We start from the raw sequence: 23,042 nt of genomic DNA, 5'->3' as shown, positions 1-23,042 counted from the left end.
CGCATGACCACCGAACAGGGCCTCGTCGAGGACACCACCCTCCCAGCCGAGCCGAAGCCCGACCCCCAGCCCGAGACCGAGCCCGAGACACGGCCCGAGACACGGCCCGAGACACGGCCCGAGACACGGGCCGAGGAACAGGCCGAAGCCCGGACGAAGGATCGGGCGGACGAGCGCGCCGAGGAACCGGCGAAGGAGCAGCCGCAGGCGCAGGCTCGAGCGGAGGAGCGGGCCGAGGTTCAGGCGGGCGAGCGGGCCGAGGTTCAGGCCGAGGCGTCCGAGACGGAGGTGGGCGCCGGCCGTACCGCCGGGGCGAAGGGGGCGCGCTGGCGGGGGGTGGCGGTGGGTGCGGTGCTGGCGCTGGTCCTGGCCGCCACCGGCGGCGCGGCCGTCGTGCAGTGGCTCACCGCCGACCGCCTGCAGGGTCAGCTCGCCGCGCTGGAGCACGACCGTCTGCTGCGCCTGGAGGTGTCAGGCGCGGCCGGCGCCTTCGCCACCACCCTGCTCAGCTACGACTACAAGGACCTGCAGACCACCCGCGGCCAGGTCATCGCGATGACGGCGGGCGACTTCCTCGCCACCTACGACGAGGCGTTCGGCGGCCCGATGGAGCAGGTGATCATCAAGCTGGAGGCGGTCTCCAGGGCGACGGTCCGCGAGGTCTACCTGTCGGAGGTCGACGAGGTGAGCGCCAAGGCGCTGATCTCGGTCGACCAGCAGGTCACCAGCAAGGAGGCGGTGCGCAACGTCCTCGGCACCCACCTCAAGCTCGTCATGATCAAGCAGAAGGGCGTCTGGAAGGTCAGCGACGTGACCGTGCTCGGCGCCGCCAAGGAGACCGAGACCAAGCTCGGCAAGGACGACTAGAACACCACGACCCCGCCGCCGACCGGCATCCGCCTGTCGCGCCACAGGTGGTCCATGGCCGCGTTGCTCACCCTGACGCAGCCGTGCGAGGCGGGATAGGGCGGGATCGAGGCCGATCCGTGGACGGCGATGCCGCCGACGAAGTACTTGGGCCGGTAGAGCGAGCCGAGCTCGGCCCTGCGGATCCCGTCGATCTGCCTGGTGACCCTGAACGCCCCCGCAGGGGTGGGGGTGGCGGAGGAGCCGGTGGAGGCGTTGACCACCAGCTGCACCTGACCGTCGCGGGTGACCATGAGCAGCTGGCGACTGAGGTCGACCTGCACCTGACGCCCGGGCAGCCTGCGCGGCCTGGGTAGGGCGCCCCTGCGCGCCGCCTGCCTGGTGCGCCGGTCGTAGACGCCCGTGCGCTCGATGCCCGCCGACTTCTGCAGCGCGTAGACGGCCTGGACGGTGAGCGGGCCGTAGGTCCCTCCTCTCGCGCCCACGAAGTAGCCGAGCTCGTGCAGCCTGTCCTGCATCTGCCGTACCCCGGCGCCCGAGTCGCCCGCCTTCAGCTCGGCCAGTGCGGGCCCTGCGCAGAGCACTGCGAGAGCCGCGCCCAGCGGCACCGCTTTCCCCAAGACACTCATGATCCGCTCATGCCCTGACAAGTTCGATGATGACCTCTAATCTGGGCAAATGCATGATCCAGTCGCTATGGGGGGCAAGGTCGACGAGATCGGCGGCTCGCAGGAGTGGCTGACCGGCGTCGAGCGCGAGCGCGCCGCCAGGTTCCTGCGCGAGGCCGACCGCGCGGCGTTCGTCGCCGCCCACCTGCTCGTACGGCACTGCGCCGCCGCCTACCTCGGCCTGCCACCCGAGAAGGTCACACTGCTGCAGCACTGCGAGGTGCACGGCGCGGGGCACGGCAGGCCGTACCTGGAGCAGGCGCCCGAGCTCGGTGTCAGCCTCAGCCACACGCGCGGTTACGTGTGCGCGGCCGTCGGCCACGGCAGGGTCGGCGTGGACGCCGAGCTGGTGCCCCCCGGGCCGCTGGACGAGGGCCTGGCGGGTCAGGCGCTGACCGCGGGCGAGCGGGCCACGGTCACCGACAACGCCGGGCTGATCAGGCTGTGGGCGCGCAAGGAGGCGCTGATCAAGCGCGGCGAGCTGACCCTCGACCGGCTGCGCGAGGTGGACCTCGCGCAGGTGGGAGAGGGGCCCAGGTTCGAGTGGCAGGGCCGTCACTTCCTGGAGCTGACGACCGCCGAGGGGGTGCTTGTGACCATTGTCACCGACCGTTTTGCCAGGTGGGCGACGGTAGAATAGAGCCGTGTTCTACAAGAAGCCGCTCGAGGAGCGCATCGCCGACCGTGTGGCCCAGCGCAAGCCTCTCGAAGAGGGCAAGCACTTCGAACACGGTCCCGCCAAGTTCGTCTTCGTCTTCCTGATCGCCGCCGTGGTGCTGATGCACTTCGTGGGGTTGGCGGTCGTCATGCACTTCTACGCCTAGAAGGCCCGTTTCGCCGTCACTCGCGTCTCCTGTCGGCGCGCGTGGGCGTCGGGTCCAGGAAGACCTGGACGATGCCGGGGTAGCGTTCGCGCAGGCGCCTGTCCACCTCGTCGCAGGCGATCTCCAGGCCTGCCGCGCTCGCCTCGTCCCTGAAGTCGATCTTCGCGGCCACCATGAGCCGACCCGGCCCGAGCATCATGGTCAGCAGCTCCACCACGTCCTCGACCTCGGGCTGAGCCAGCAGCGTCGCCCTGATCCGCGTCTCCATCCCGCGCGGGGCGGCCTGCCCGATCAGCAGCGACACGTTGGCCGCGATCAGGTTGAGCGCGATCGCCAGCAGCAGCACGCCGATCACCACCGAGGCCGCGCCGTCCCACACCGGGTTGCCCGTCAGCTCCGCGCCGAGCAGTCCGAGGGCCGCGATCACCAGCCCGGCCAGCGCCGCGGAGTCCTCGAACAGCACCGCCTTCAGCGCGGTGTCCGACGTGCGCGCGACGTAGGCGCGCCGGCTGACCCCCAGCCGCCCCGCCTCGGCGCGCACCTGCGACATCGCCTTGCGCCACGAGACGGCCTCGATGACGAACGAGACGGCCAGCACGATGTAGGACAGCGTGAGGTCGGACAGGTCCTCCCCGTGGGAGATCGTGTGGAAGCCGTGGGTGATGGAGAAACCCGCCCCGCCCACCAGGGTGGCGCCGGCGGCCATCAGCGCCCAGACGAACCCCGCCTTGCCGTAGCCGAAGGGATGGCGGCGGTCGGCCGGTTTCCCGCCGCGCCGTACGGCCACCAGCAGCAGCACCTCGGTCACGGTGTCGGCGGCCGAGTGCGCCGCCTCGGAGAGCATCGCGGCCGAGCCGCCGACCAGGCCCGCCACCAGCTTGGCCGCCGCGATGGCCAGGTTGGCGAGACCGGCGACGACGACCGTCCCCATTGACTCCTCCGCCATGAGAGATCACTCTACGTGGCGGAATAGGGGAAACCGGCGAGGGGTTCCTGCCGGAGGGCGACCATGTGGCCGTCGCCGTGGTGGACACCGGCGGGCGCGCCGAGCAGGACGCGCACCTCCCCCGCCGGCACCGTCCGGACTTCGACGAGGTCGTCCAGGTCGCTTGAGAGGTAAGTTGAGATCATGAGCACGCCCCGCTGGCTTACCACGACAGAGCAGCGCGCCTGGCGTGCCCACCTCGCCGTGCACAAGCTCCTGTCGCACCGCCTCGACAGGGAGCTGCACGAGTTCGGTCTGTCCCTGAACGACTACGAGATTCTCGTGAACCTGTCGGAGAGCCCCGGCAAGCGCATGAGGATGAGCGACCTGGCCGACGCCACGATCCAGTCGCGCAGCCGCCTGTCGCACCAGATCTCCCGCATGGAGGCCGCGGGGCTGGTGTCCAGGGAGGACTGCGCCGACGACCGGCGCGGCACCTTCGCCGTGCTGACCGACGAGGGGTGGGCGACGATGCAGCGCGTCGCCCCGCATCACGTGGCCAGCGTCCGCGACCATTTCGTCGACTTGCTGACCGACGACCAGCTCGAAGCGCTGGAGCGGGCCTACACTCCCATACTCGAACACCTCAAGAGCGTCCGCTGAGCGCTACGATCCGGGCATGCCGCGAAAGCTCCTCCCCGTCGTCCTCGCGCTGGCGCTGACGGCCTGCTCCAGCCAGGAGGCCCTGCCGCAGGGGCCCGAGCTGGTCACCAAGTCCGCCGAGGCGATGAAGGCGGTCACGAGCGCGTCGTTCGCGATCACGACGGACGGCGCGCCGAAGCTCCAGCTCAAGAAGGCCGACGGCAGGCTCACCGCCAAGGGCGACGCCGACGGGACCCTCCAGATCTCGATCTTCGGCAGCCTCCAGGAGTTCAGCTTCGCCATGATCGGCGAAACCGTCCACTTCAAGGGCTTGACGGGCGGCTTCCAGACGCTGCCCAAGCAGGCGCTCATGGCGGGGGTCGGCTACGACCCCTCCACGCTCCTGCATCCGGACAAGGGGGTCTCGACCCTGCTGCGCGGGCTGGTCAAGCCGGTCACCGAGGCTGAGGAGGACGGCTCCTACCGGGTCGCGGCCACCTTCCCCGGCAAGACGATGGGCACGCTCATCCCCGGCGTCACCACCGACATCAACGGCAAGCTCTGGGTCGACGCGGCCTCCCACCGGCTCAACAGGATCACCCTCCCGCTCGAGGGCGGCTCGGTCACCGTGACACTGACCGACTACGACGCGCCCGTCACCGTCACCCCTCCCGCCGGATGAGCCTGCGCCGCAGCGTCGCGCTCGGGGTGGGCGGCACCGCCGTCCTGCTGGCCGCGCTCGACGCCTACGTGGTCGTCACCGTCCTGATCGGCATCGCCCAGGACGTCGGCGTCCCCGTCAACCGCCTGGAGCGCGTCACGCCCGTGGTCACCGGGTTCCTCCTGGGCTACGTGGCCGCGATGCCCCTGCTCGGCCAGCTGTCCGACCGGTACGGCAGGCGTCCCCTCATCCACGTCTGCCTCGCCCTGTTCGCCCTGGGCTCGGTCCTGACCGCGCTGGCCGTCTCCCTGCCCATGGTCGTGGCCGGCCGTACCGTGCAGGGCATCGCGGGCGGCGCGCTGCTGCCGATCACGATGGCGCTGGTCGGCGACCTGTGGCAGGACCGCGAGCGGCCCGTCATGCTCGGCGCGGTGGGAGCCGCCCAGGAGCTCGGCAGCGCCCTCGGCCCGCTGTACGGCGCCGTCGTGGCGCTGCTGCCTGCCTTCCAGCTGGCCGGTGTGGAGCTGGGCGGCTGGCACGCCATCTTCTGGCTCAACGTGCCGCTGGCGGCCCTCGCGGCGTACTCCGTGCAGCGGACCGTCCCCTCCTCCCCTGTCAGGGAGGGCAGGGTCGGCGTGACGGGCGGCGCGCTGCTGGCGCTCTCGCTCGGCCTGCTGGTCGTCGGCCTTTACAACCCCGATCCCGCCAAGGCCGTGCTGCCCCCGTGGGGGCTGCCGCTGGTCGGCGCGGGGCTGGTCGTGGCGGCGGCGTTCGTGTGGTGGGAGATCCGCTCGCCCGTCCGCCTGCTCGATCTCACGGGCCTGCCCAAGAGGCCGCTGCTGGCCACGCTCGGCGTCAGCTTCCTGTCGGGGGCCGCGCTGCTGGTCACGATGGTCTTCGTGCAGCTGTCCGCGCAGACCCTGTTCGGCGCCGACGCGCTGGGCGGCGCGCTCACCCTGGCCTGGTTCCTCGGCGCGCTCGTGACGGGCGCGCTGCTGGGCGGCCCGCTCACCAGCCGGTACGGCGAGCCGCCCGTCATGGCGGCGGGCTTCGCTGTGGCCACGGCGGGCTTCTGGCTGCTGTCGGGCTCGCTGACGGGCCCGCTCGACCTGGTGGTCGCGGGGGCCGGGCTCGGCCTGGTGATCGCGCCCGTCTCCTCAGCCGCGCTGCGCGTCATGCCCTCCGCCCAGCACGGCGTCGCCTCGGCGGCGGTCGTGGTGGCTAGGATGATGGGCATGCTGATCGGCATAGCGGCGGTGTCGGCGTGGGGCTTCTACCGCTTCCAGTCGCTCACCGCCGACCTCGACACCCCGCTGCCCGTCGGCGTCGACGCGGCCACCTATGCCAGGCAGCTGGCCGCCTACACCGAGCAGGTGCGGGCGGCGCTGCGGGTGGAGTACACCGAGATGTTCGTGGCGACCGCCGCGCTGTGCGCGCTGGGCGCGGCGGTCGCCCTCCTGGTCAGGGCGCCAGGCGGTGCAGGTCGCGAGGGAACAGCGTCGCCGACCTGACGTTGGCGGCCCCGGTCAGCCTGGAGGTCCATCGCTCCAGGCCGATCGCGAAGCCGCCGTGCGGCGGCATGCCGTGCGCGAAGGCCGACAGGTACCCCTCGTAGGGCTCCGTCCGCTCGCCCAGCACCGCCAGATAGTCCTCGTACCGATGCAGCCGCTGGCCGCCCGTCACCAGCTCCAGCCCTCTGAACAGCAGGTCGAAGCCGTTGGAGTGACCTGGCCTTCCGGGGTCGGGGCAGGTGTAGAAGGGGCGCTTGGCCATCGGGTATCCCGTGACGAACAGGAACTCCGAGCCGTGCTCCCTGCGCGCCCACTCCGACAGCCACCGCTCCTGTGCGGGCGACAGGTCGGGCTCGTCCTCGCCGGTCATCTCCTGGGCCTCGGTGAAGTGGATCGAGGGGATCTCCTCCGGCACCTCGGGCGGCGTGAGGCCCAGCGTGGTGAGGGCAGGGGCCGCGCGGCGCCGTACCTCCTCCGTCATCCCCGCGAGCGCCTCCCTCAGCACGGCCATGACGTCGCGGTGGTCGCGCACGAACCCCAGCTCGGCGTCGAGCGAGGTGTACTGCGCCAGGTGGCGGGTGGTGTCGTGCGGCTCGGCGCGGAAGACGGGGCCGACCTCGTAGACCCGCTCGAACACCCCGACCATCGCCTGCTTGTAGAACTGGGGCGACTGCGCGAGATAGGCGGGCCTGCCGAAATAGTCGATGCCGAAGACGTCGGCGCCCGACTCCGTGGCCGAGGCGACGATCTTCGGCGTGTGGATCTCGGTGAAGCCCAGGCCGTCGAGCGCCGACCTGAACCCCGCGACGCTCGCCGCGGCGATCTCGAACGGCGCGCGCAGCGCGGGATGGCGCAGCGCCACGGGCGCGTGGTCGAGGATCGTGGGCAGCGCGGCGGAGACCGTGGGCCTGTAGAGGTCGAAGGGCGGCGCCTTCGCGGGCTCGGCCAGCACGGCGAGCTCGGGCGAGGTCAGCTCGACGCCGCCCGGCGCCTGCGGGTTGAGCGTGACGGTGCCCGTCACCTCGACCACGCTCTCCTCGACGGGAAGCTCCCCCGAGCAGACGGCCTGGGTCAGGCCCGTGCGGTCGCGCACGATGAGGAAGGAAACCGATTTCAGCAGCCGCCGGCGGTGAACCCACCCCGCGACCTTCACTCGTTGTCCGGCGTGCTCCGCGAGCTCCGCCGAGAGGACACGAGAGATCATCACAACTCCTTGAGCCGTATGATCCCTTGGGGACGCGGGGGAGAAGGGGACTCCCGGTGCCACCGCGCCTTCGCCGCCCTCGCGGACGGCCTCACACGACCCTGTGACGGAGGTCAGACCGGCGGGGCATTTCCTCCCCGCACTCAGGAGTGTCTTCGCCCGGGTCGTCGGGTCCGCCTTCACAGCTCCCGGCGGCTCTCTCGGCCCTCCAAGGCCCGGGTTACTCGTCTCCCTCGACGTGTTGGCGCAGATCTTACACGTGTTACAGAGCGGGTGAGTATGGGGCTACTCATGCGCGAGGACCGGTCCGCGCTCAGCATGGGGAGCACCGATCCCCTGAGGAGCACGACATGCGCAAGGTTCTGGTCGTCTTCACCGTGATCCAGCTCGCCCTCGTGGTGCTGCAGTTCTACCTGGCCACCTACGGCGCGTTCGAGACGCCAGAGCCGGCCGACCCGGAGACCGCGGCGATCGGCTGGCACGTCATGAACGGCTTCATGGTCATCCCCGCCGTCTCGCTCATCACCACGATCCTCGCGGCCGTCGCCCGCGCGCCCGGCAGGCTGATCGGCCTGTGCGTGGCGCCGATCGTGCTGGTCGCGATCCAGATGTTCGTGCTGTTCCCGCTGGCCGAGCTGGCTGGGGCGACGATGGAGAGGACCACGCCCGGCAGCCTGTACGTGCTGGGCTTCCACGCCGTCATCGGCGTGCTGCTGCTGGGCGCGGCGATCTCCGCGTGGCGGGGCGCGCAGGCGCACGCCAGGAGCGCGGCGGGCTACCAGGCCACCGAAACGGTGTGAGCGCGGCCGCGCTGATCGCGCTCGACCGGATCCTGGTCATTCTGGTCGCCGTTTCGTGGGGCTTCGCGGGAGGCCACCTGCTGGTCTCCCGCAGAGCCGTCGGGGAAGGCCGCGGCGCGGCCCGCCGCGCGGCCGGGTGGTCGGCGGCGCTGGTGGCCCTCGCCCTGGTCGCGACGGCGGGCAGGCTCGCCATGACCGTGGCGCTCGCCGGGCACGGCTGGTGGTTCGCCGCGGAGAAGGCGCTGCTGGCGCTGCCGTTGCTGCTGCCGCCCGCGCTGGCCGCCGCCGTGCTCTCGCTGCCGCGACTGCTGCGCGGCTCCTTCGGCCCGCTCACCCTGATCTTCCCGCTCACCTCGGCCTACGCGGCGGCGGCAGGGGTGGTCGTCGCGCTGGGGATGGGCTATCCGCTCTCGCCGTACCTGTCGGTGGTGCCGGCGCTGGCCGTGCTCGGCGGGGCGCTGGCCACCTGGTCGATGCTCACCCGCACAGGACCTCCTGGGCGCGCGTGGCGCGTGGCGGGAGCCGTGGTGGCGCTGTTCGCGCTGGCCTGGAGTGGGCTGTCGATGTGGAACGCCCGTCTTCCCTCGTCGCTGCGGCTGGCCTCGGCCGGCTCCTTGGACGTCACCGCGCTGCGCGGACCCGCCGACGCCACCCGGGTGCGCCGCTTCACGCTGACCGCCAGGCCCGCCGTGATCAGGCTCGCCTCCGGGCGCGGCGTCGAGGCACTGACCTTCGACGGCCGCTCCCCCGGCCCGCCCCTGCGCGTGCGGCAGGGCGAGACGGTCGAGGTGCGCCTGCGCAGCCTGCTTCCCGACAGGGGTGTCACGCTGCACTGGCACGGCTACCACGTGCCCAACGGCGAGGACGGCGTGCCCGGCCTCACCCAGAACGCGGTGCGCGAGGGAGGCGAGTTCGTCTACCGCTTCCGCGCCGACCAGCCTGGCAGCTACTGGTACCACACCCATGAGACGCCCAACAGGGCGCTGCAGGCGGGGCTGTTCGGCATGTTCACCGTGGACCCCGTGACCCCCGAGGGGTTCGACGAGCCCGTCGCGCTGCACACCTTCGGCGGCGCCCTCACGGTGGCGCTCGCGGACGCGCCTCCCGCCGACGGCCTCGCCACCAAAACTCTCTCCCCCGGCACGCCGGTGCGGCTGCGGGTGGCCAACACCGACAACGCCCCGCACACGCTGGGCGTCAGCGGCGTGCCGTACCGGATCGCGGCGGTGGACGGCCTGCCCGTGACCGGCCGCACCCTGCGGGACGAGCGCGCCCGGCTGGCCGCGGGCGGCCGCTACGACCTGGTCTTCTCCATGCCGTCACGCCCCGTGCTGATGTCGGCGGGCGCGGCGGGACTGCTCCTGACCCCGGGTGTGGGCGCCGCCCCCGCGCCCTCCGCGGGCCCGCTGATCGACATCACCCGGTACGGCTCAGGCGGCACCGAGGCGCCCCAGCGCTTCGACCGCTCCTACACCTGGGTGCTGGACCGGCTGATCGCGCTGCGCGGCGGCGTTCCCAGGCTGTCGCACACCGTGAACGGGCAGGTCTGGCCCAGGGTGGCGCCCGCCCTGGTGAAGGAGGGCGAGTGGATCCGCTTCACCGTGGTGAACCGCGGCGGCGAGCCGCACCCGATGCATCCCCACGGCCACCACGTGCTGGTGCTCTCACGCGACGGGGTGAAGGCCGCGCCGATCTGGATGGACAGCTTCGACGTCGGCCCCGGCGAGGTGTGGGAGGTGGCGCTCAGAGCAGGCAACCCGGGCGTGTGGCTGGCGCACTGCCACGAGCTCACCCACGCCGCCGAGGGGATGACGCTGCACCTCGCCTATGACGGCGTGCGCAGCCCCTTCGCCCTCGACGGCCACAACCACCCGGAGTGACGGCTACTTCTTCGGCGCCTGTCCGCCCTTCCGCTTCTCGCGGATCTTCATCGTGACCTCGATCGGCGAGCCCGCGAAGCCGAACTCCTCGCGGATCCTGCGCTCGATGAAGCGCCGGTAGGTGTCCTCCAGCCAGCCCGAGGTGAACAGCACGAACTTCGGCGGCTCGGTCGAGGCCTGGGTGGCGAAGAGGATCTTCGGCTGCTTGCCGCCGCGCACGGGGGGCGGCGTCTGCTGCACCAGCTCGGTGAGGAAGGCGTTGAGCCTGGCCGTCGGCACCCGGGTGGACCAGGAGTCGAGAGCCTTCTCGATCGCCGGCACCAGGCGGTCCATGTGGCGGCCCGTCTTGGCGGAGATGTTGACGCGCAGCGCCCACGGAGTGCGGACGAGCTGCCTGTCGATCTCCCTCTCCAGGTAGTAGCGCCGGTCCTCGTCGACCAGGTCCCACTTGTTGAAGGCGACGACCATCGCCCTGCCCGACTCGATGACCAGGCCGATGATGCGCAGGTCCTGTTCGGTGAGCGGCTCGCTGGCGTCGATCAGCACGATCGCCACCTCCGCCTTCTCCAGCGCGGCGCGGGTGCGCATCGCGGCGTAGAAGTCGGCGCCCTGCAGCTCGCGGTCGCGCCTGCGGATGCCCGCGGTGTCGACGAAGCGCCAGGTGGTGCCGCCCAGGTCGATCAGCTCGTCGACCGGGTCGCGGGTGGTGCCCGCCATGGGGTCGACCAGCACCCGCTCCTCGCCCGCCAGCTTGTTCAGCAGGGAGGACTTGCCGACGTTGGGCTTGCCGAGCAGCGCCACCCTGTGCGGGCCCTTGGCCTCGCCGAAGGTCTGCTTGGGTGTCTCGGGCAGCGCCTCGAGGACCACGTCGAGCAGGTCGCCTGAGGAGCGGCCGTGCAGCGCGGAGACCGGGTAGGGCTCGCCGAGGCCGAGCGACCACAGCGACGTCGCCTCGAGCTCCATCTGCTGGTTGTCGACCTTGTTGGCGGCCAGGATGACCGGCTTGCCCGAGGAGCGCAGCACGCCGCCGACGATCTCGTCGGCGTCGGTGGCGCCCACGACGGCGTCGACCACGAACAGGATCACGTCGGCCAGCTCGACCGCGATCTGGGCCTGCTCGGCGATGCGCAGGTTCATGCCCGTCGCGTCGGGGTCCCAGCCGCCGGTGTCGACGACGGTGAAGCGCCGCCCGCGCCAGGTCGCGTCATAGGTGACGCGGTCGCGGGTCACGCCAGGCACGTCCTCGACGACCGCCTCGCGACGGCCGATGATGCGGTTGACCAGCGTCGACTTGCCGACGTTCGGCCGTCCCACGACGGCGAGCACGGGCAGGGCTACCGCCTCGTGCTCCAACTCGTCAGTGGAGATCTCCATGTCGGCGAGCTCGGCCTCGATCCAGCCGGCGTCGTCGTACTCCCCCGTAGTCACTGTTCTCTTCGTTCCTTTGAGTACCGCACCTGATCGTCAGGCGCGCTCCTTGATCAACCTCAGCACCTCCGCGATGACCTCCTCGAGGTTCAGCGCGGTGGTGTCGAGCTCGACGGCGCCATCCGCCATCGAGAGAGGGTCGGTCTTGCGTGTGGAGTCAAGGGTGTCACGCCTGGCCATCGCGGCCTGCTGTGCCTCCACCGTGGTGCCGTTCAGCTCCGCCGTACGGCGGGTGGCCCTGGCCTCGGCGCTCGCGGTCAGATAGACCTTGAGCGTCGCGCCGGGGGCGACCACGGTGCCGATGTCGCGGCCTTCGACCACGATGTCGCCCGAGCCGATGATCTCGCGCTGGAGCGCCACGAGCCTGGCCCGCACCTCGGGCACGGCGGCCACCAGCGAGACCGCGGCGGTCACCTCCTGGCTCCTGATCGGGCCCGCCGCGTCGACGCCGTCGACGTGGATGGTGGGCGCGTCGGGGTCGGTGCCCGAGTCGAGCGCGGGCTCACCCGCACGTGAGGCGATCGCCGCCTGGTCGGACAGGTCGACGCCCCGCTGGAGCATCCACCAGGTGATCGCGCGGTACATCGCCCCTGTGTCCAGGTAGCGCAGACCGAGCGCACGGGCCACCCCGCGCGACGCGCTCGACTTACCCGACCCCGAAGGACCGTCCATGGCGACGACCAGACCGCTCACGGCCTTCTCCCTTTTCACGTTTTCCCAACCTCAAGAGGCTACCGCCTTGTGGCCACGGGATTGGACGCCCGGCCCGGCCTGCCCTCGGCCGGACGTGCGTCTCCGGCGTGAGCCGGTCGGGGAGCTCCGTGGGCGTCTCTCACTGCCCCTCGAGGTCGGCGATCCAGCTGCCGTGGAAGCCGAGCGGCACCCTCGCGGGCAGGTGGACGGTGGCGACGGGCTCGCCCCTGAAGTCCTGGGCGGAGAGGATCACCAGGTCGGTCGCTCCCCTGCGCGGGTCGTTGACGAAGGCCATCACGTACCCGTCGTCCTCGGCCGCGCTGCCCTCCGCGGGAACGAACACCGGCTCGCCCACCGCCGAGCCCCTGCCGAACGTCCGGGTCTCCTGGGCTCCGCGCGGCAGGTCGTGCTTGATGAGCGCGTTGCCGAACGCCTCGTCGGGCAGGTCCTCGATGCCGGTGTCGCCGGGGTAGGCGACGTCGACGTAGTCGTGGGAGGCCGCGGCGTAGCCGTAGCGGTGGGGCAGCGAGGTGAGCCGCTCGTCGGCCCTCGGGAACTCCTGCGCCCTGTCGTCGAGCCTGGTCTCGCTGACCTTGCCCGAGACGGTGTCGAGGGTGAACCTGTCGAGCGTCGGCTGGCCACCCAGGTCGAGCCGGGCGTCGACGAACCGCTTGGGGTAGCGCACGGCGTCGATCACCACCTGGTCGCCGTCGTCGTAGGCGTTGAGCGTGTGGAAGATCCAGCACGGCTCCACCTCCAGCCAGCGCGCCTGCCCGCCGTCCCTTGGCAGCAGCCCGATGCGCGCGGGGTGCTCGTCGTTCCAGCTGTACGGCAGCGGCGCCCCCTTGGCCGCGTGGTCCATGCTGAAGGTGACGGGCAGGTCGTAGATCACCACGTAGCGCTGGGTCAGCGCGAAGTCGTGCACCATGGGGGCGTCGGCGATCGGGATGTCGGTGGTCCTGCTGACCCTGCCCTGCGGGTCGAGCACGACGTGCTGGTGGTGGTCCCAGCCGAAGTAGTAGGCGACGGCGTGCAGCTCGCCGGTGTGCGGGTCGAGCTTGGTGTGGGCGGCGTACCCCCCGGGCAGCGTGCCGCCGAAGTCGCACGGGCCCACCGTGTCGAGCTCGTAGGTCAGCTCGTACGGCCTGGCCCCCGCCTCCACCGTGGCGAATGTCCTGCCCGCGTGGCCGATGACGTGCGTGTTGGCGGCGAAGTCGAAGTCGGCGTGGACGGCGCCCTTCCTCGGCTCCTCGCCCAGCCTGCGGGCCGTCGCGGCGTTGCGGACCCACCTGTTGCGGTACCACTCGGCTCTGCCGTCGCGCAGCCGTACGCCGTGGACCATGCCCTCGCCGAGGAACAGGTGGGCGGCGTTCGGGTCGTCGAGGTCGAAGGGGTTGGGGCCGTTGCGCAGGTAGCGGCCGTTCAGCTCGGCGGGGATCCGCCCCGTGACGGGCAGGTCGAAGGCGGTGATCTCCTCGGTGACCGGGGCGAAGCCGTCGCGGTAGGGCGTGGTCATGGGGGTGTCCTCTCGTCGGAGGTCTGGAAGGCGCGGATGAGGGAGCGGCAGAGCAGCCTGTGGCGCTGCTCGGCCTGCTCCCCTGTGAGATGGCCCGACAGTTCGAGGCTGGTGGCGCCGTGCGAGGCCATCCACAGCAGGTCGGCGATCTCCTTGGCGGTGCCGCCGCGCAGCCGTCCCGCTTCGAGGCAGGCGGCGACATGGGCGGTGAGGATGTCGAAGGTCCTGCGCGAGCACTCCATGGCCTCGCTGCTCGGCACGAACCCCTGCAGGGCGCCCTCGAACATCACGCGGTAGTAGTCGGGTTCGGCCAGCGCGTAGGCGCGGTAGGCGGTGCCGCACTCCATCAGCCTGACCAGGGGGTCGGGGTCGTCGCTCGCGGCCAGGAGCCTGCGTTCGAACCTGGCGAAGCCCTCCAGCCAGAGCGCCTGCACCAGGCCGTCCTTGCCGCCGAACAGGGTGTAGATCACCTTGGTCGAGCAGCCGACGGCGGCCGAGATGCCCCGCACCGTCAGCGCGCTCGCCCCCTCGGTGACGAGCAGGTGGGTGGCCGCGTCGAGGATGGCGGCCCGCACGGCCCCCTGTCCCGCCTCTTGCGCCCGCTGGTAAGCCGTCATCGAGGTAACACCGTTTCTATGGGGTAACGCTGTTACCGCATGTCTACGCCGTTCTCGCGCCCAGGTCAAGGGGTAAGGACCGCGAATGGAAGAAGCGAGGACGACGATCGTGGTCGCCACCAGGAACAGGCGCGAGACGCTGGAGCGGACGCTGCCTCTGCACGCCGGCCCCGTCGTCCTGGTCGACAACGGCTCCACTGACGGCACCCCTGATCTCGTGCGCCGCCGCTTCCCGCACGTGCGGGTCGTCGAGGCGGGCCGCAATCTGGGCGCGCCCGCCCGCAACGTCGGGGTGAAGCTGGCGCGGACGCCGTACGTGGCCTTCGCCGACGACGACTCCTGGTGGGCGAAGGGCGCGCTCGACAGGGCCGCCGACGTGATGGACGCCCATCCCCGCCTCGCCGTACTGGCGGGAAAGGTACTGGTCGGGCCGGAGGAGCGCACCGACCCCGTCAGCACCCTGATGGCCCGCTCGCCGCTGCCAGGCTCGGCGGGACCCGGCGTCCTGGGCTTCCTGGCCTGCGGCGCGGTGGTGCGCAGGTCGGCGTTCCTCGAGGCGGGCGGCTTCGACGACGTGATCTTCTTCTTCGGCGAGGAGGAGCGCCTGGCCGTGGACCTGGCCGCGCGCGGCTGGGAGCTGGCCTATGTCGAGGAGGTCGTCGCCCACCACCACCCCTCTCCCGCCCGCGACCCCCGCGCCCGGCTGGCCCTGGCGGCGCGTAACGCGGTGCTCACCGCGGTGCTGCGCCGTCCGTGGCCGGTGGTCACGCGCACGGTCCTGCGGACCGCGAGAAGCGGTAGTCCAGGACGGCAGGGCCTGCGCGACGCCGTCCCTCGGCTGCCGCGGGCCCTCGCACGCCGCCGCACCCTGCCCCGAGCCGTCGAGAACGCCCGTGAGCTGCTGGAACGCACGTCATAGGTGTTCAGCCGCCGCGCGGCTCCGGGTAGGCGAGAGGTCATGAGCAACTCACCGAATCCGATCGAACTGCAGAAGCACCTGTCCGGCGTGGACTACCCCGCCAGCAGGGACGACCTGGTCAGGACGGCCAAGGAACAGGGGGCCGACCAGGAGATGATCAAGGCGCTGCAGTCCATTCCCGACCGCGAGTACGACGGACCCAACGCGGTCACCCAGGCGGTCAGCCGGAGCTGAGCTTGAGCGCGGCGGCGGGCATGAGCCCCCGCTTGAGCAGCTTGAAGGAGTGGATCGGGCTGCCGCTGACCGTCTCCTTGTACATGATGGCCCAGCGGCCCCTGAGCCAGCCCTTCCTGGGGGTGTCGTCAGCCCTGACGAACTGGATGACCGCGTCCTTGCGGCCCAGGCTCACGGGCTGGTGGAAGTAGCCGAACCTGAACGGCTTGGGCGTCCTGCCGCGCAACTCGTCGGCGAGCGCGCCGCCCGCGTGCAGGCCTGTCGGGATGCCGCCCTGGCAGGTGCCGTGCATCACGCCGAAGGGCTGGCTCACCGCGGCGGCGTCGCCGACCGCGTAGACGTCGGGGTGGGAGACCGAGCGCAGCGCGGCGTCCACGACGATCCTGTCGCGGGCGTCGACGGTGAAGCCCGCCTCGCGGGCCAACGCGAGTCCGCGGGTCCCCGCCGTCCAGAGGGTCGCGACCGAGTCGATCAGCTCACCGCCTTCCAGCTCGACGGCGTCGGGCAGCACCTTCACCACCTGGGTGTCCTGGCGGACCTCGACGCCGAGGCGGCGCATGGCGCGCTCGGCGTGGGCGCGGGCCCTCGGCCCCATCATCGAGCAGGGACGCCCCCTGCTGAGCAGCACCACGCGCAGCCGCGGGTACGCCTCGGCCAGCTCGGTCGCCGACTCGACGCCGGTCAGGCCGCCTCCTGCGACCACGACCGTGCCCTGCCGCGTGGAGCGCAGGCGCTCGGCCAGCGCCACGGCGCCCGCGTGGTCGTCGTAGCGGAAGGCGTGCTCGCCGACGCCCGGCACCGACACGTCGGTGCCGGTGCCCAGCGCGTAGACGAGCTTGTCGTAGGCGAGCACGCGGCCGCCGCCGAGCCGTACCTCATGGGCCTGAGGATCGATGCTCTCGACCCAGCCCTGGACGAAGGCGATGCCTGACCCGGCGAGCACGCCCTCGATGGAGTGGTCGGCGAGCCGCTGACCCGCCGCCGTCTGGTGCAGCCGCAGCCGCTCGGTGAACCTCGGCGAGGCGTTGACCAGCGTCACCCTGCCGCCGTGGCGGCGAGACTTCCGCGCCGCCCTGATCGCCGCCGCCATGCCGGTGTAACCGGCCCCTAGAACCACGATGTTCGTCATGCCATCCAGACGTATCGAGCGGCGCGCGTTGTGACATCGCTTCTAGGGCAGTTGCCATCCGCGGTCGCGCAGGGCCTGGTTGAGCACGGCCACGGCGTCGGGCTGCACCGACAGCTCCGCCAGGCCGAGCGGCAGGCCGGGGGCGTGTTCGAGGCGCACGTCCTCGACGTTGACCCCGACCTCGTCGCAGATCTGGAAGAGCCTCGCCAGCTGGCCAGGACGGTCGCCGATGACGACCTGCACGACGGCGTAGGCCGCGGCCGGACCCCCGTGCTTGCCTGGAATCCTGCCGTGCCCCGCGACACCGCGTTTGAGCAGCTGGGTGACCTCGGGGCCCGCGCTCGCGTCGCCCTGCGCCAGCGCGCGCAGCGCCGTGGCGGCCTCGGACAGGTCGCGCGAAACGGCTTCCAGTACCTCGGCCACGGGAGCGGCGTTGCCCGACAGGATGCCGAGCCAGAGGCCGGGGTCGCCGCCCGCGATCCTCGTCACGTCGCGCACACCCTGCCCGGCCAGGCCCAGCGCCACGTCGGAGGCGTCGGCCAGGCGCGCGGCCACCGCGGAGGCGGCCACGTGCGGGGCGTGGGAAACGACGGCGACGGCCCTGTCGTGGTCTTCTGCCGCCACCTCCACCGCGTTGCCGCCGCACAGCTCGATCAGCCGCAGCACCGCCTCCCTCGCCTCGGCGGAGGCTTCGTCCGTCGGGCACAGCGCCCACGGCCTGCCGAGGAACAGATCGCCCCTGGCGGCGCCCGGGCCCGCCTTCTCCCTGCCCGCCATGGGGTGGGAGGCGACGTAGGTGCTCAGGTCGCAGCCGAGCGCGGCGGCCGCGGCGATCGGCCTGGCCTTGACGCTGGCCACGTCGGTGTAGAAGCGGGCAGCGCCGAGCTGCTGCAGACCGCGCAGCTCGCTGGCCACGTGGTCGGGGGGAACCGCGACGACCGCGAGGTCGACGGGGTCGCCAAGGCGCCACTCCTGGCCCGCGCCCATCTCCCTGGCCAGCCGTACGGCGCCCAGATCGCGGTCGGCCAGCAGCACGGTCACGCCGCGCTGGCGCAGCGCCAGCCCGATCGACGTGCCGACCAGGCCGGTGCCGAGAACGAGAACGGTGTCGAGCTTCACCGGATCGGTGTTCACTGCGCGATGTCCTGGCGTAGCACGGTCGCGCCGCGCAGGTAGACGTGCTGGATCTCGGCGCGCGGACGGTCAATCTCCACGTGCGCCATCAGCCGCACCACACGGGGCAGCGCGCCCGGCACGCCGATCTCGGTGCAGCAGATCAACGGCACCTCGTGGAAGCCGAGCTTGCGCGCGGCGAGGGCGGGGAACTCCGCCGTCAGGTCGGGCGTCGCGGTGAACAGCACGCTGATCACATCGTCGGTGGTCAGCTGGTTGCGCTCCATGACCGCCGCCACCAGCTCGGTGGTCCCACTGATGATGGCGTCGCGGTCGTTGGCCTCGACCTGGATCGCCCCGCGTATCGCCCGCACCATGTCACATCCCCTTCATATGGTTCGGAGCCCGCGCACGGTGTGCGCGGGCTCCTCCGTCCGGCCAGATTACAGCTTGACCGCCGCGTAGAGGTCGCCGACCTCCTTGAGGCTCAACGCCCTGATCGTTCCCGGCTTCGTACGGCCGAGCTTGACCGGACCGAACTCGATCCTGGCCAGGTCGATCACGCGGTGACCCGCCTCTTCCAGCATGCGCCTGACGATGTGGTTGCGGCCCTCGTGCAGCACGATCTCCACCAGCGCCTGCTGCCCGTGCTCCTGCACGATCTCGAAGTGGTCGGCCTTGGCCAGGCCGTCCTCGAGCTCGATGCCCTTCCTGAGCCTGCGGGCCAGGTCACGCGGGATCGGGCCGGGCACCTTCGCCCAGTACTTCTTCTGCACGCCGTAGCTCGGGTGCGTCAGCCTGTTGGCCAGCTCGCCGTCGTTGGTGAGCAGCAGCAGGCCCTCGGTCTCGGTGTCGAGCCTGCCCACGTGGAACAGGCGGGGCGCCAGCTCCTGCGTGAAGTCGGCCAGGCACGGACGACCCTGCGGGTCCTCCATCGTCGAGACGACGCCGATGGGCTTGTTCAGCGCGTAGTAGACCAGGTCGGGAGCGGTCGGGATGCGCTTGCCGTCCACGTGGATGACCTGCGCCGCAGGGTCGACCTTCGCGCCGAACCTCCTGACGACCTGGCCGTTCACGGTGACGCGACCGGCGCCGATCATCTCCTCGCACGCGCGCCTGCTGGCCACGCCCGCCTGGGCGAGCACCTTCTGCAGCCGCACGCCGCCGGGCACCTCGGTGGTGTCGCGCTCGTCGGTGTAGCCGTCGGGGAAGAAGTCGCGGTCGCGCATGGGCTGGCGGGAGGTCTTGAAGACGTCCTTCTTGCCCTTCGCGCCACTGCCGATCGTCTGCACCCTGCCGGTACGGCCGGCGGGCTCGCTCCGCTTGGGCGCGGGACGGCCGATCGTCTGCGGCTCCTCGCGCCTGCCGTAGCGGGCCCTGGAGCCGTCGTCGCGCCTGCCGCCCCTGTCGGCCTTCAGCCCGCCCCTGTCGTCACGCCGCGCCTGACCACCGCGGTCGTCACGGGATCCCTGACCACCGCGGTCGTCACGGTAGGCCGGGGCGCCGCGGTCGTCGCGCTGGGGCTGACCGCCGCGGTAGCCGCCACGGTCGTCGCGTCCGCTCTGGGCGCCGCGGTAGCCCCCGCGGTCGTCGCGGAAGCCGCCACGGTCGTCGCCGGAGGTCGCGCGGTCGTCGCGGAAGCCGCGGCTGTCGCCGTAACCGCCGCGGTCCTGGCGCGCGCCACCGAAGTCGCGCCGCTCCCTGAACCCGCCGCGGTCGCCGCCGCGCTCGCCGGCTCCACGGCCGCCGCCTGGGCGGTCACTCGCGCCTCGGTAGCCGCCGCGCTCGTCACCGCTCCTGCCGTAGCCGCCGCGCTCACCCTGTCCACCACGGAAACCGCCCTGGCCGCCGCGCTCACCCTGGCCGCCGCGGTAGCCGCCCTGACCTGATCCACGGTCGTCGCGGAAGCCGCCGCCCTGGCCGGCCCCGCGCTGGAAACCGCCCTGGCCGCCGCGGTCGTCACGGAAGCCGCCGCCGGTGCCACCGCGCTCGGCGCCGCCGCGGAAACCACCCTGGCCGCCACGGTCACCGCGGAAGCCGCCGCCCTGGCCGCCACGGTCGTCGCGACCGGGGCCCGCGGGCTTGCCGTACCTGGCGCGCGAGCCGCTGCGGTCGGCGCGCAGGGAGTCACGGCCGGGGCCGAAGTCGCCCCTGCTGTCGTCGCGGCGGGCGCCACCACGGAAGTCGTCCCTGCGAGCACCGCCGCCGGACCCCTCCCTGCGCGCGCCGCCGCCGAAGTCGTCACGGCGGGAAGACCCGCCGAAGTCGTCACGGCGGGGGGCCCCGCCGGTGTCGTCACGGCGGGGTGTGCCGCCGAAGTCGTCGCGACGGGGTCCGCCGCGGTTGTCGTCGCGACGGGAGTCGCGCCTGTCATCGGAGCGGAAGGCGGGACGCCCGCTCGCGCCGCCCCTGGGGTTTCCACCCCGAGAGCCGCCGGTGCGTCCACGACCGCGTCCATCACCGGACGGGGTGCTGCGCCTGTTGATCACTTCGTTGTCTCCTCAAGGTTTTCCACGTCGTCGGGCAGGAAGGGCGCGAGCTCAGGTAGCTCGTCGATGCTCTTCAGGCCCAACCGCTCCAAGAAGTAGGAGCTTGTCCGGTAGAGCACTGCCTGGCTCTCCGGGTCGGAGCCGGCCTCTTCGACCAGCCCCCTGGCGACCAGCGTCCGCATGACGCCGTCGCTGTTGACGCCGCGCACGGCGGCGACTCTGGCGCGGCTCACCGGTTGCCGGTAGGCCACGACCGCGAGGGTCTCCAGCGCGGCCTGGGTCAGCCGTGCCTGCTGGCCGTCGCGGACGAACCGCTCGACCAGCTGGGCGCAGTCGGCGCGCGTGTAGAACCGCCAGCCGCCTGCCACCTCTCTCAGATCGAAACCCCGTCCGGCGTCGGAGTATTCCGCCGCGAGTGCGCGGAGCGCCGTCTCGATCTCGTGTGTGGGATGTTCGAGCACCTGGGCCAGCGTCATGGCGGCCACGGGTTCGTCCACGACGATCAGGATCGCCTCCAGCGCCGCCCGCAGCTCGGGCCCTCGCTCGGGCCGCACCCCGTCATCGGAGGGCTCCTCGGTGTCGTCGAACCCCGGGCTCTCCTCTGGACGGCCGGCGGCAGCCCCCCTCCCGTCCCAGGAGAAGTCCCCCAGAACGGCAGCCCCCTCCCCCTGACCGTCGCCGGAGCGAGGGCTACCCGCCGAGGGAGCCTCGAAGGCGGCGGACCCCCGCCCGTCGGAAGCCACCACCGCACGACCCGAGCCACCTGCGGAGTCAGTGTCGGTGGTCGCCGGTTGGGGGGTCGTGGGGCCGTCGAAGGCCGCGGTCTCAGGGGGCTCGGCTTCCAGGTCCAGGGTCGCCTCGGAGGCCGTGGTCTCGGAGGGGAGATCTTCCTGCGACTGGTCGTCCGTCGAAGGTGAGGGGTCACCGCCCGCCGACGGGGGATGGTCACCGTCCGCCGAGGGTGAGGGGTCGCCGTTCTCCGCGGGTGGGGGCGGGGTGCCGAAGATGGCCGAGCCTGGCAGGCGGGCCCAGGCGGGGACGTTGTCTCCCGCGCCACCCCCGTCCCCCGCCAGATGCTCCGACGGCGACGGGTCCCTGGGAGCCGGGAACTCACTCATCTGCAGCCTTCTCCGCGCTCTCTTCGTAGTCGTCGCCCACCGACACGTCTCCGTCGTCGGCGCCGGTCCAGGTCACGTGCAGATCGCCCAGCGGTTCGACCTGCTCGAAGGTGACGGCCGACTCCCTGAACAGCTCGAGTACGGCCAGAAAGCGGGCGATCACCTCGAAGGTGCCCTCGCAGTCGGCGACCAGGGTCCTGAAGGTGGCCCTTCGCATGCGCCGCAACCGCTGGACAAGGATAGCGGCTTGCTCTCTGACGCTGGCCAGAGGTTGGTAGATGTGCCCGACGCTGACGGTCGGCGGCAGCTTGGGGGTGAACGCCTTGGCCGCGATGCGCGCCAGCTGGTCGGGGCCGATGCCGAGGACCAGTTCGGGCAGCAGGTTGGCGAACTGCGCCTCCATGGGCACCGACCTGGGGAACCTCAGAGCCTCCTCCGCCATCAGCCCGGAGAAGACCTTGGCGACCTCCTTGTAGGCCCGGTACTGCAGCAGCCTGGCGAACAGCAGGTCACGCGCCTCCAGCAGCGCGAGGTCCTCTTCGTCCTCGACCTCGCCCGTGGGCAGCAGCCTGGCCGCCTTCAGGTCGAGCAGCGTGGCGGCGACGAGCAGGAAGTGGCTGGTCTGGTCGAGGTCCCACTCGGGCCCACGCGACTTGATGTAGGCGATGAACTCGTCGGTGACCTGGGAGAGGGAGACCTCGGTGATGTCGAGCTTGTGCTTGGAGATCAGGCCGAGCAGCAGGTCGAAAGGTCCCTCGAAGACGTCCAGATGAACCTGGAAGCCCTGCTGCTCGGTGGAAGTCACCTGGCCATTGTGGCAGGCTGCGGCCAGCGCGAGAGCACCTCGCGGGCCAGCTCCCTGTAGGCGTTCGCGCCGAGGGAGGAGGGGTCGAAGGTGGTGATGGGCTCGCCCGCGACGGTCGCGTCGGGGAAGCGCACGGTCCTGTTGATGACCGTGTGGAACACCTTGTCGCCGAAGGCCTCCACGACGCGGGCAAGCACCTCGCGGCCGTGCAGGGTGCGGGCGTCGTACATGGTGGCCAGCAGGCCCTCGATCTCGAGCTCGTCGTTGAGCCGCTCCTGCACCTTGGTGATGGTGTCCATGAGCAGCGCGACGCCGCGCAGCGCGAAGAACTCGCACTCCAGCGGCACCATGACGCCGTGGGCGCAGGTGAGCGCGTTGATCGTGAGCAGGCCCAGCGAGGGCTGGCAGTCGATCAGGCACACGTCGTAGTAGGGCAGCAGCGGCTTGAGCACGCGCCCGAGCACCTGCTCGCGGGCCACCTCGGTGACGAGCTGGACCTCGGCCGCGGACAGGTCGATGTTGCTCGGCAGCAGGTCGAGGCCCTCGACGCCGGTCTCGAGCAGGACGTCCTCGGCGGTGACGCTGCGGTCCATCAGCAGGTTGTAGACCGTCAGGTCGAGCTGGAGCGGGTTGATGCCCAGGCCCACCGACAGCGCGCCCTGCGGGTCGAAGTCGACGAGCAGGACCTTCAGCCCGCACTCGACGAGCGCGGCGCCCAGGTTGATGGTGGTGGTCGTCTTGCCGACCCCGCCCTTCTGGTTGACCATGGCGACCACCCTGGCCGGGCCGTGCGTCTCGCGCGGCAGCGGCTCAGGGAACACCGGGCGCGGTCGCCTGGTGGGGCCCAGATTCACGCCCGTGGCGGGCGTGTTGGTCTTCGTGTCACCCCAGGGATTCTCGGGGGTCCCCGGAGTCGAACCGTTGGCGGTCACAGTCACCAGCTCGAACCTCCCTGACGGTCCCGAACCGGACCGTCCGGACGGACACTATGGCGTCAGC

Annotated in this window: 25 protein-coding genes; 10 read left to right on the top strand and 15 right to left on the bottom strand. The window is 71.7% G+C overall.

Annotation, left to right across the window (positions count from 1 at the left end; translation table 11 throughout):
- Positions 1 to 3 precede the first annotated feature (3 nt).
- On the top strand, positions 4 to 867 hold the full coding sequence (locus ABFX55_RS13925; RefSeq protein ID WP_346121065.1) for a hypothetical protein: 864 nt from the start codon (positions 4 to 6) through the stop codon (positions 865 to 867).
- Here the strand turns inward: ABFX55_RS13925 and ABFX55_RS13920 are convergent.
- The gene (locus ABFX55_RS13920) at positions 864 to 1,496 is read right to left on the bottom strand and encodes a L,D-transpeptidase family protein (protein WP_346121064.1); all 633 of its coding nucleotides are present in this window, start codon (positions 1,494 to 1,496) and stop codon (positions 864 to 866) included. The two genes, ABFX55_RS13925 and ABFX55_RS13920, sit on opposite strands and share 4 nt — an antisense overlap.
- A 49-nt stretch (positions 1,497 to 1,545) precedes the next feature.
- Between ABFX55_RS13920 and ABFX55_RS13915 the strand changes: the two genes are divergently transcribed.
- Both ABFX55_RS13915 and ABFX55_RS13910 read left to right on the top strand, forming a co-directional pair.
- A complete protein-coding gene (locus tag ABFX55_RS13915; RefSeq protein ID WP_346121062.1) occupies positions 1,546 to 2,175 on the top strand; it encodes a 4'-phosphopantetheinyl transferase family protein in 630 nt (209 codons plus the stop codon).
- A gap of 4 nt (positions 2,176 to 2,179) precedes the next feature.
- Positions 2,180 to 2,359 (top strand): hypothetical protein, encoded by a 180-nt coding sequence (locus ABFX55_RS13910; RefSeq protein WP_183659295.1) that lies wholly within the window; start codon positions 2,180 to 2,182, stop codon positions 2,357 to 2,359.
- Between the two features lie 16 nt (positions 2,360 to 2,375).
- Here ABFX55_RS13910 and ABFX55_RS13905 read toward each other — a convergent pair whose 3' ends face one another.
- Both ABFX55_RS13905 and ABFX55_RS13900 read right to left on the bottom strand, forming a co-directional pair.
- Entirely contained in the window at positions 2,376 to 3,305 is a 930-nt protein-coding gene (locus ABFX55_RS13905; protein ID WP_346121060.1) for a cation diffusion facilitator family transporter, read from the bottom strand.
- Positions 3,306 to 3,316: 11 nt separating this feature from the next.
- Positions 3,317 to 3,490 carry a hypothetical protein gene (locus ABFX55_RS13900; protein WP_346121058.1) on the bottom strand — a complete coding sequence of 58 codons (174 nt, stop codon included), beginning with the start codon at positions 3,488 to 3,490 and terminating at the stop codon, positions 3,317 to 3,319.
- On the opposite strand from ABFX55_RS13900, the gene ABFX55_RS13895 reads away from it, so the two are divergent.
- The 3 genes from ABFX55_RS13895 to ABFX55_RS13885 are packed head-to-tail and all read left to right on the top strand — an operon-like array spanning position 3,489 to position 6,098.
- Entirely contained in the window at positions 3,489 to 3,947 is a 459-nt protein-coding gene (locus ABFX55_RS13895; RefSeq protein WP_346121056.1) for a MarR family winged helix-turn-helix transcriptional regulator, read from the top strand. The two genes, ABFX55_RS13900 and ABFX55_RS13895, sit on opposite strands and share 2 nt — an antisense overlap.
- 16 nt (positions 3,948 to 3,963) lie before the next feature.
- A complete protein-coding gene (locus tag ABFX55_RS13890; RefSeq protein WP_346121054.1) occupies positions 3,964 to 4,608 on the top strand; it encodes an LppX_LprAFG lipoprotein in 645 nt (214 codons plus the stop codon).
- Entirely contained in the window at positions 4,605 to 6,098 is a 1,494-nt protein-coding gene (locus ABFX55_RS13885; protein ID WP_346121052.1) for an MFS transporter, read from the top strand. Before ABFX55_RS13890 ends, ABFX55_RS13885 begins: the two co-directional genes overlap by 4 nt.
- Here ABFX55_RS13885 and aspS read toward each other — a convergent pair.
- On the bottom strand, positions 6,049 to 7,302 hold the full coding sequence (gene aspS, locus ABFX55_RS13880; RefSeq protein ID WP_346121050.1) for an aspartate--tRNA(Asn) ligase: 1,254 nt from the start codon (positions 7,300 to 7,302) through the stop codon (positions 6,049 to 6,051). The two genes, ABFX55_RS13885 and aspS, sit on opposite strands and share 50 nt — an antisense overlap.
- A 350-nt stretch (positions 7,303 to 7,652) precedes the next feature.
- On the opposite strand from aspS, the gene ABFX55_RS13875 reads away from it, so the two are divergent.
- Both ABFX55_RS13875 and ABFX55_RS13870 read left to right on the top strand, forming a co-directional pair.
- Complete coding sequence (locus ABFX55_RS13875; protein ID WP_346121048.1) at positions 7,653 to 8,102, top strand: DUF6220 domain-containing protein; 450 nt, start codon at positions 7,653 to 7,655, stop codon at positions 8,100 to 8,102.
- Entirely contained in the window at positions 8,099 to 9,982 is a 1,884-nt protein-coding gene (locus tag ABFX55_RS13870; RefSeq protein WP_346121046.1) for a multicopper oxidase family protein, read from the top strand. The genes ABFX55_RS13875 and ABFX55_RS13870 overlap by 4 nt, the downstream gene beginning before the upstream one ends.
- Positions 9,983 to 9,985: 3 nt before the next feature.
- On the opposite strand, the gene der is transcribed toward ABFX55_RS13870, so the two are convergent.
- The 4 genes from der to ABFX55_RS13850 all read right to left on the bottom strand — a co-directional run bounded on the left by der (position 9,986) and on the right by ABFX55_RS13850 (position 14,236).
- Positions 9,986 to 11,356, bottom strand: coding sequence for a ribosome biogenesis GTPase Der (der, locus tag ABFX55_RS13865; protein ID WP_428834766.1), 1,371 nt, complete (start codon positions 11,354 to 11,356; stop codon positions 9,986 to 9,988).
- Positions 11,357 to 11,446: 90 nt separating this feature from the next.
- A complete protein-coding gene (cmk, locus tag ABFX55_RS13860; protein ID WP_346121984.1) occupies positions 11,447 to 12,082 on the bottom strand; it encodes a (d)CMP kinase in 636 nt (211 codons plus the stop codon).
- Positions 12,083 to 12,242: 160 nt separating this feature from the next.
- Positions 12,243 to 13,619 carry a carotenoid oxygenase family protein gene (locus tag ABFX55_RS13855; RefSeq protein ID WP_346121042.1) on the bottom strand — a complete coding sequence of 459 codons (1,377 nt, stop codon included), beginning with the start codon at positions 13,617 to 13,619 and terminating at the stop codon, positions 12,243 to 12,245.
- Positions 13,616 to 14,236 carry a TetR/AcrR family transcriptional regulator gene (locus ABFX55_RS13850; protein WP_346121040.1) on the bottom strand — a complete coding sequence of 207 codons (621 nt, stop codon included), beginning with the start codon at positions 14,234 to 14,236 and terminating at the stop codon, positions 13,616 to 13,618. Before ABFX55_RS13850 ends, ABFX55_RS13855 begins: the two co-directional genes overlap by 4 nt.
- A gap of 85 nt (positions 14,237 to 14,321) precedes the next feature.
- Between ABFX55_RS13850 and ABFX55_RS13845 the strand changes: the two genes are divergently transcribed.
- A complete protein-coding gene (locus ABFX55_RS13845) occupies positions 14,322 to 15,155 on the top strand; it encodes a glycosyltransferase family 2 protein (protein WP_346121038.1) in 834 nt (277 codons plus the stop codon).
- A gap of 39 nt (positions 15,156 to 15,194) precedes the next feature.
- Positions 15,195 to 15,389, top strand: a complete 195-nt coding sequence (locus ABFX55_RS13840) for a DUF2795 domain-containing protein (RefSeq protein WP_346121036.1) — start codon at positions 15,195 to 15,197, stop codon at positions 15,387 to 15,389.
- On the opposite strand, the gene ABFX55_RS13835 is transcribed toward ABFX55_RS13840, so the two are convergent.
- From ABFX55_RS13835 to ABFX55_RS13805, 7 genes are all read right to left on the bottom strand, one after another.
- On the bottom strand, positions 15,376 to 16,518 hold the full coding sequence (locus tag ABFX55_RS13835) for an NAD(P)/FAD-dependent oxidoreductase (RefSeq protein WP_346121034.1): 1,143 nt from the start codon (positions 16,516 to 16,518) through the stop codon (positions 15,376 to 15,378). The two genes, ABFX55_RS13840 and ABFX55_RS13835, sit on opposite strands and share 14 nt — an antisense overlap.
- 42 nt (positions 16,519 to 16,560) lie before the next feature.
- A complete protein-coding gene (locus tag ABFX55_RS13830) occupies positions 16,561 to 17,652 on the bottom strand; it encodes a prephenate dehydrogenase (RefSeq protein ID WP_346121032.1) in 1,092 nt (363 codons plus the stop codon).
- Complete coding sequence (gene aroH, locus ABFX55_RS13825; protein WP_346121030.1) at positions 17,649 to 18,008, bottom strand: chorismate mutase; 360 nt, start codon at positions 18,006 to 18,008, stop codon at positions 17,649 to 17,651. Before aroH ends, ABFX55_RS13830 begins: the two co-directional genes overlap by 4 nt.
- Positions 18,009 to 18,074: 66 nt before the next feature.
- Positions 18,075 to 20,120: a pseudouridine synthase gene (locus ABFX55_RS13820; protein WP_346121028.1), complete on the bottom strand. Its 2,046-nt coding sequence runs from the start codon at positions 20,118 to 20,120 to the stop codon at positions 18,075 to 18,077.
- Complete coding sequence (gene scpB, locus ABFX55_RS13815; RefSeq protein WP_346121982.1) at positions 20,117 to 20,674, bottom strand: SMC-Scp complex subunit ScpB; 558 nt, start codon at positions 20,672 to 20,674, stop codon at positions 20,117 to 20,119. The genes ABFX55_RS13820 and scpB overlap by 4 nt, the downstream gene beginning before the upstream one ends.
- A gap of 556 nt (positions 20,675 to 21,230) precedes the next feature.
- Entirely contained in the window at positions 21,231 to 22,043 is an 813-nt protein-coding gene (locus ABFX55_RS13810; protein ID WP_346121026.1) for a segregation and condensation protein A, read from the bottom strand.
- Entirely contained in the window at positions 22,040 to 22,981 is a 942-nt protein-coding gene (locus ABFX55_RS13805; protein WP_183659261.1) for a ParA family protein, read from the bottom strand. The genes ABFX55_RS13810 and ABFX55_RS13805 overlap by 4 nt, the downstream gene beginning before the upstream one ends.
- Positions 22,982 to 23,042: the final 61 nt, after the last annotated feature.

Origin of the sequence: Nonomuraea roseola, assembly GCF_039535395.1 — a bacterium.
Lineage (GTDB): Bacteria > Actinomycetota > Actinomycetes > Streptosporangiales > Streptosporangiaceae > Nonomuraea > Nonomuraea roseola.
This window is presented reverse-complemented; position numbering and strand designations above follow the sequence as displayed.

Bases quoted from the DNA above. Each gene is read 5' to 3' on its own strand.
- ABFX55_RS13875 (WP_346121048.1), top strand. From the start codon at position 7,653: ATGCGCAAGGTTCTGGTCGTCTTCACCGTGATCCAGCTCGCCCTCGTG.
- ABFX55_RS13855 (WP_346121042.1), bottom strand. From the start codon at position 13,619: ATGACCACGCCCTACCGCGACGGCTTCGCCCCGGTCACCGAGGAGATC.
- ABFX55_RS13850 (WP_346121040.1), bottom strand. From the start codon at position 14,236: ATGACGGCTTACCAGCGGGCGCAAGAGGCGGGACAGGGGGCCGTGCGG.
- aroH (WP_346121030.1), bottom strand. From the start codon at position 18,008: ATGGTGCGGGCGATACGCGGGGCGATCCAGGTCGAGGCCAACGACCGC.
- ABFX55_RS13835 (WP_346121034.1), bottom strand. From the start codon at position 16,518: ATGACGAACATCGTGGTTCTAGGGGCCGGTTACACCGGCATGGCGGCG.
- ABFX55_RS13920 (WP_346121064.1), bottom strand. From the start codon at position 1,496: ATGAGTGTCTTGGGGAAAGCGGTGCCGCTGGGCGCGGCTCTCGCAGTG.
- ABFX55_RS13915 (WP_346121062.1), top strand. From the start codon at position 1,546: ATGCATGATCCAGTCGCTATGGGGGGCAAGGTCGACGAGATCGGCGGC.
- ABFX55_RS13885 (WP_346121052.1), top strand. From the start codon at position 4,605: ATGAGCCTGCGCCGCAGCGTCGCGCTCGGGGTGGGCGGCACCGCCGTC.
- ABFX55_RS13845 (WP_346121038.1), top strand. From the start codon at position 14,322: ATGGAAGAAGCGAGGACGACGATCGTGGTCGCCACCAGGAACAGGCGC.
- ABFX55_RS13905 (WP_346121060.1), bottom strand. From the start codon at position 3,305: ATGGCGGAGGAGTCAATGGGGACGGTCGTCGTCGCCGGTCTCGCCAAC.
- der (WP_428834766.1), bottom strand. From the start codon at position 11,356: ATGGAGATCTCCACTGACGAGTTGGAGCACGAGGCGGTAGCCCTGCCC.
- cmk (WP_346121984.1), bottom strand. From the start codon at position 12,082: ATGGACGGTCCTTCGGGGTCGGGTAAGTCGAGCGCGTCGCGCGGGGTG.
- ABFX55_RS13900 (WP_346121058.1), bottom strand. From the start codon at position 3,490: ATGATCTCAACTTACCTCTCAAGCGACCTGGACGACCTCGTCGAAGTC.
- aspS (WP_346121050.1), bottom strand. From the start codon at position 7,302: ATGATCTCTCGTGTCCTCTCGGCGGAGCTCGCGGAGCACGCCGGACAA.
- ABFX55_RS13890 (WP_346121054.1), top strand. From the start codon at position 3,964: ATGCCGCGAAAGCTCCTCCCCGTCGTCCTCGCGCTGGCGCTGACGGCC.
- ABFX55_RS13840 (WP_346121036.1), top strand. From the start codon at position 15,195: ATGAGCAACTCACCGAATCCGATCGAACTGCAGAAGCACCTGTCCGGC.
- ABFX55_RS13925 (WP_346121065.1), top strand. From the start codon at position 4: ATGACCACCGAACAGGGCCTCGTCGAGGACACCACCCTCCCAGCCGAG.
- ABFX55_RS13895 (WP_346121056.1), top strand. From the start codon at position 3,489: ATGAGCACGCCCCGCTGGCTTACCACGACAGAGCAGCGCGCCTGGCGT.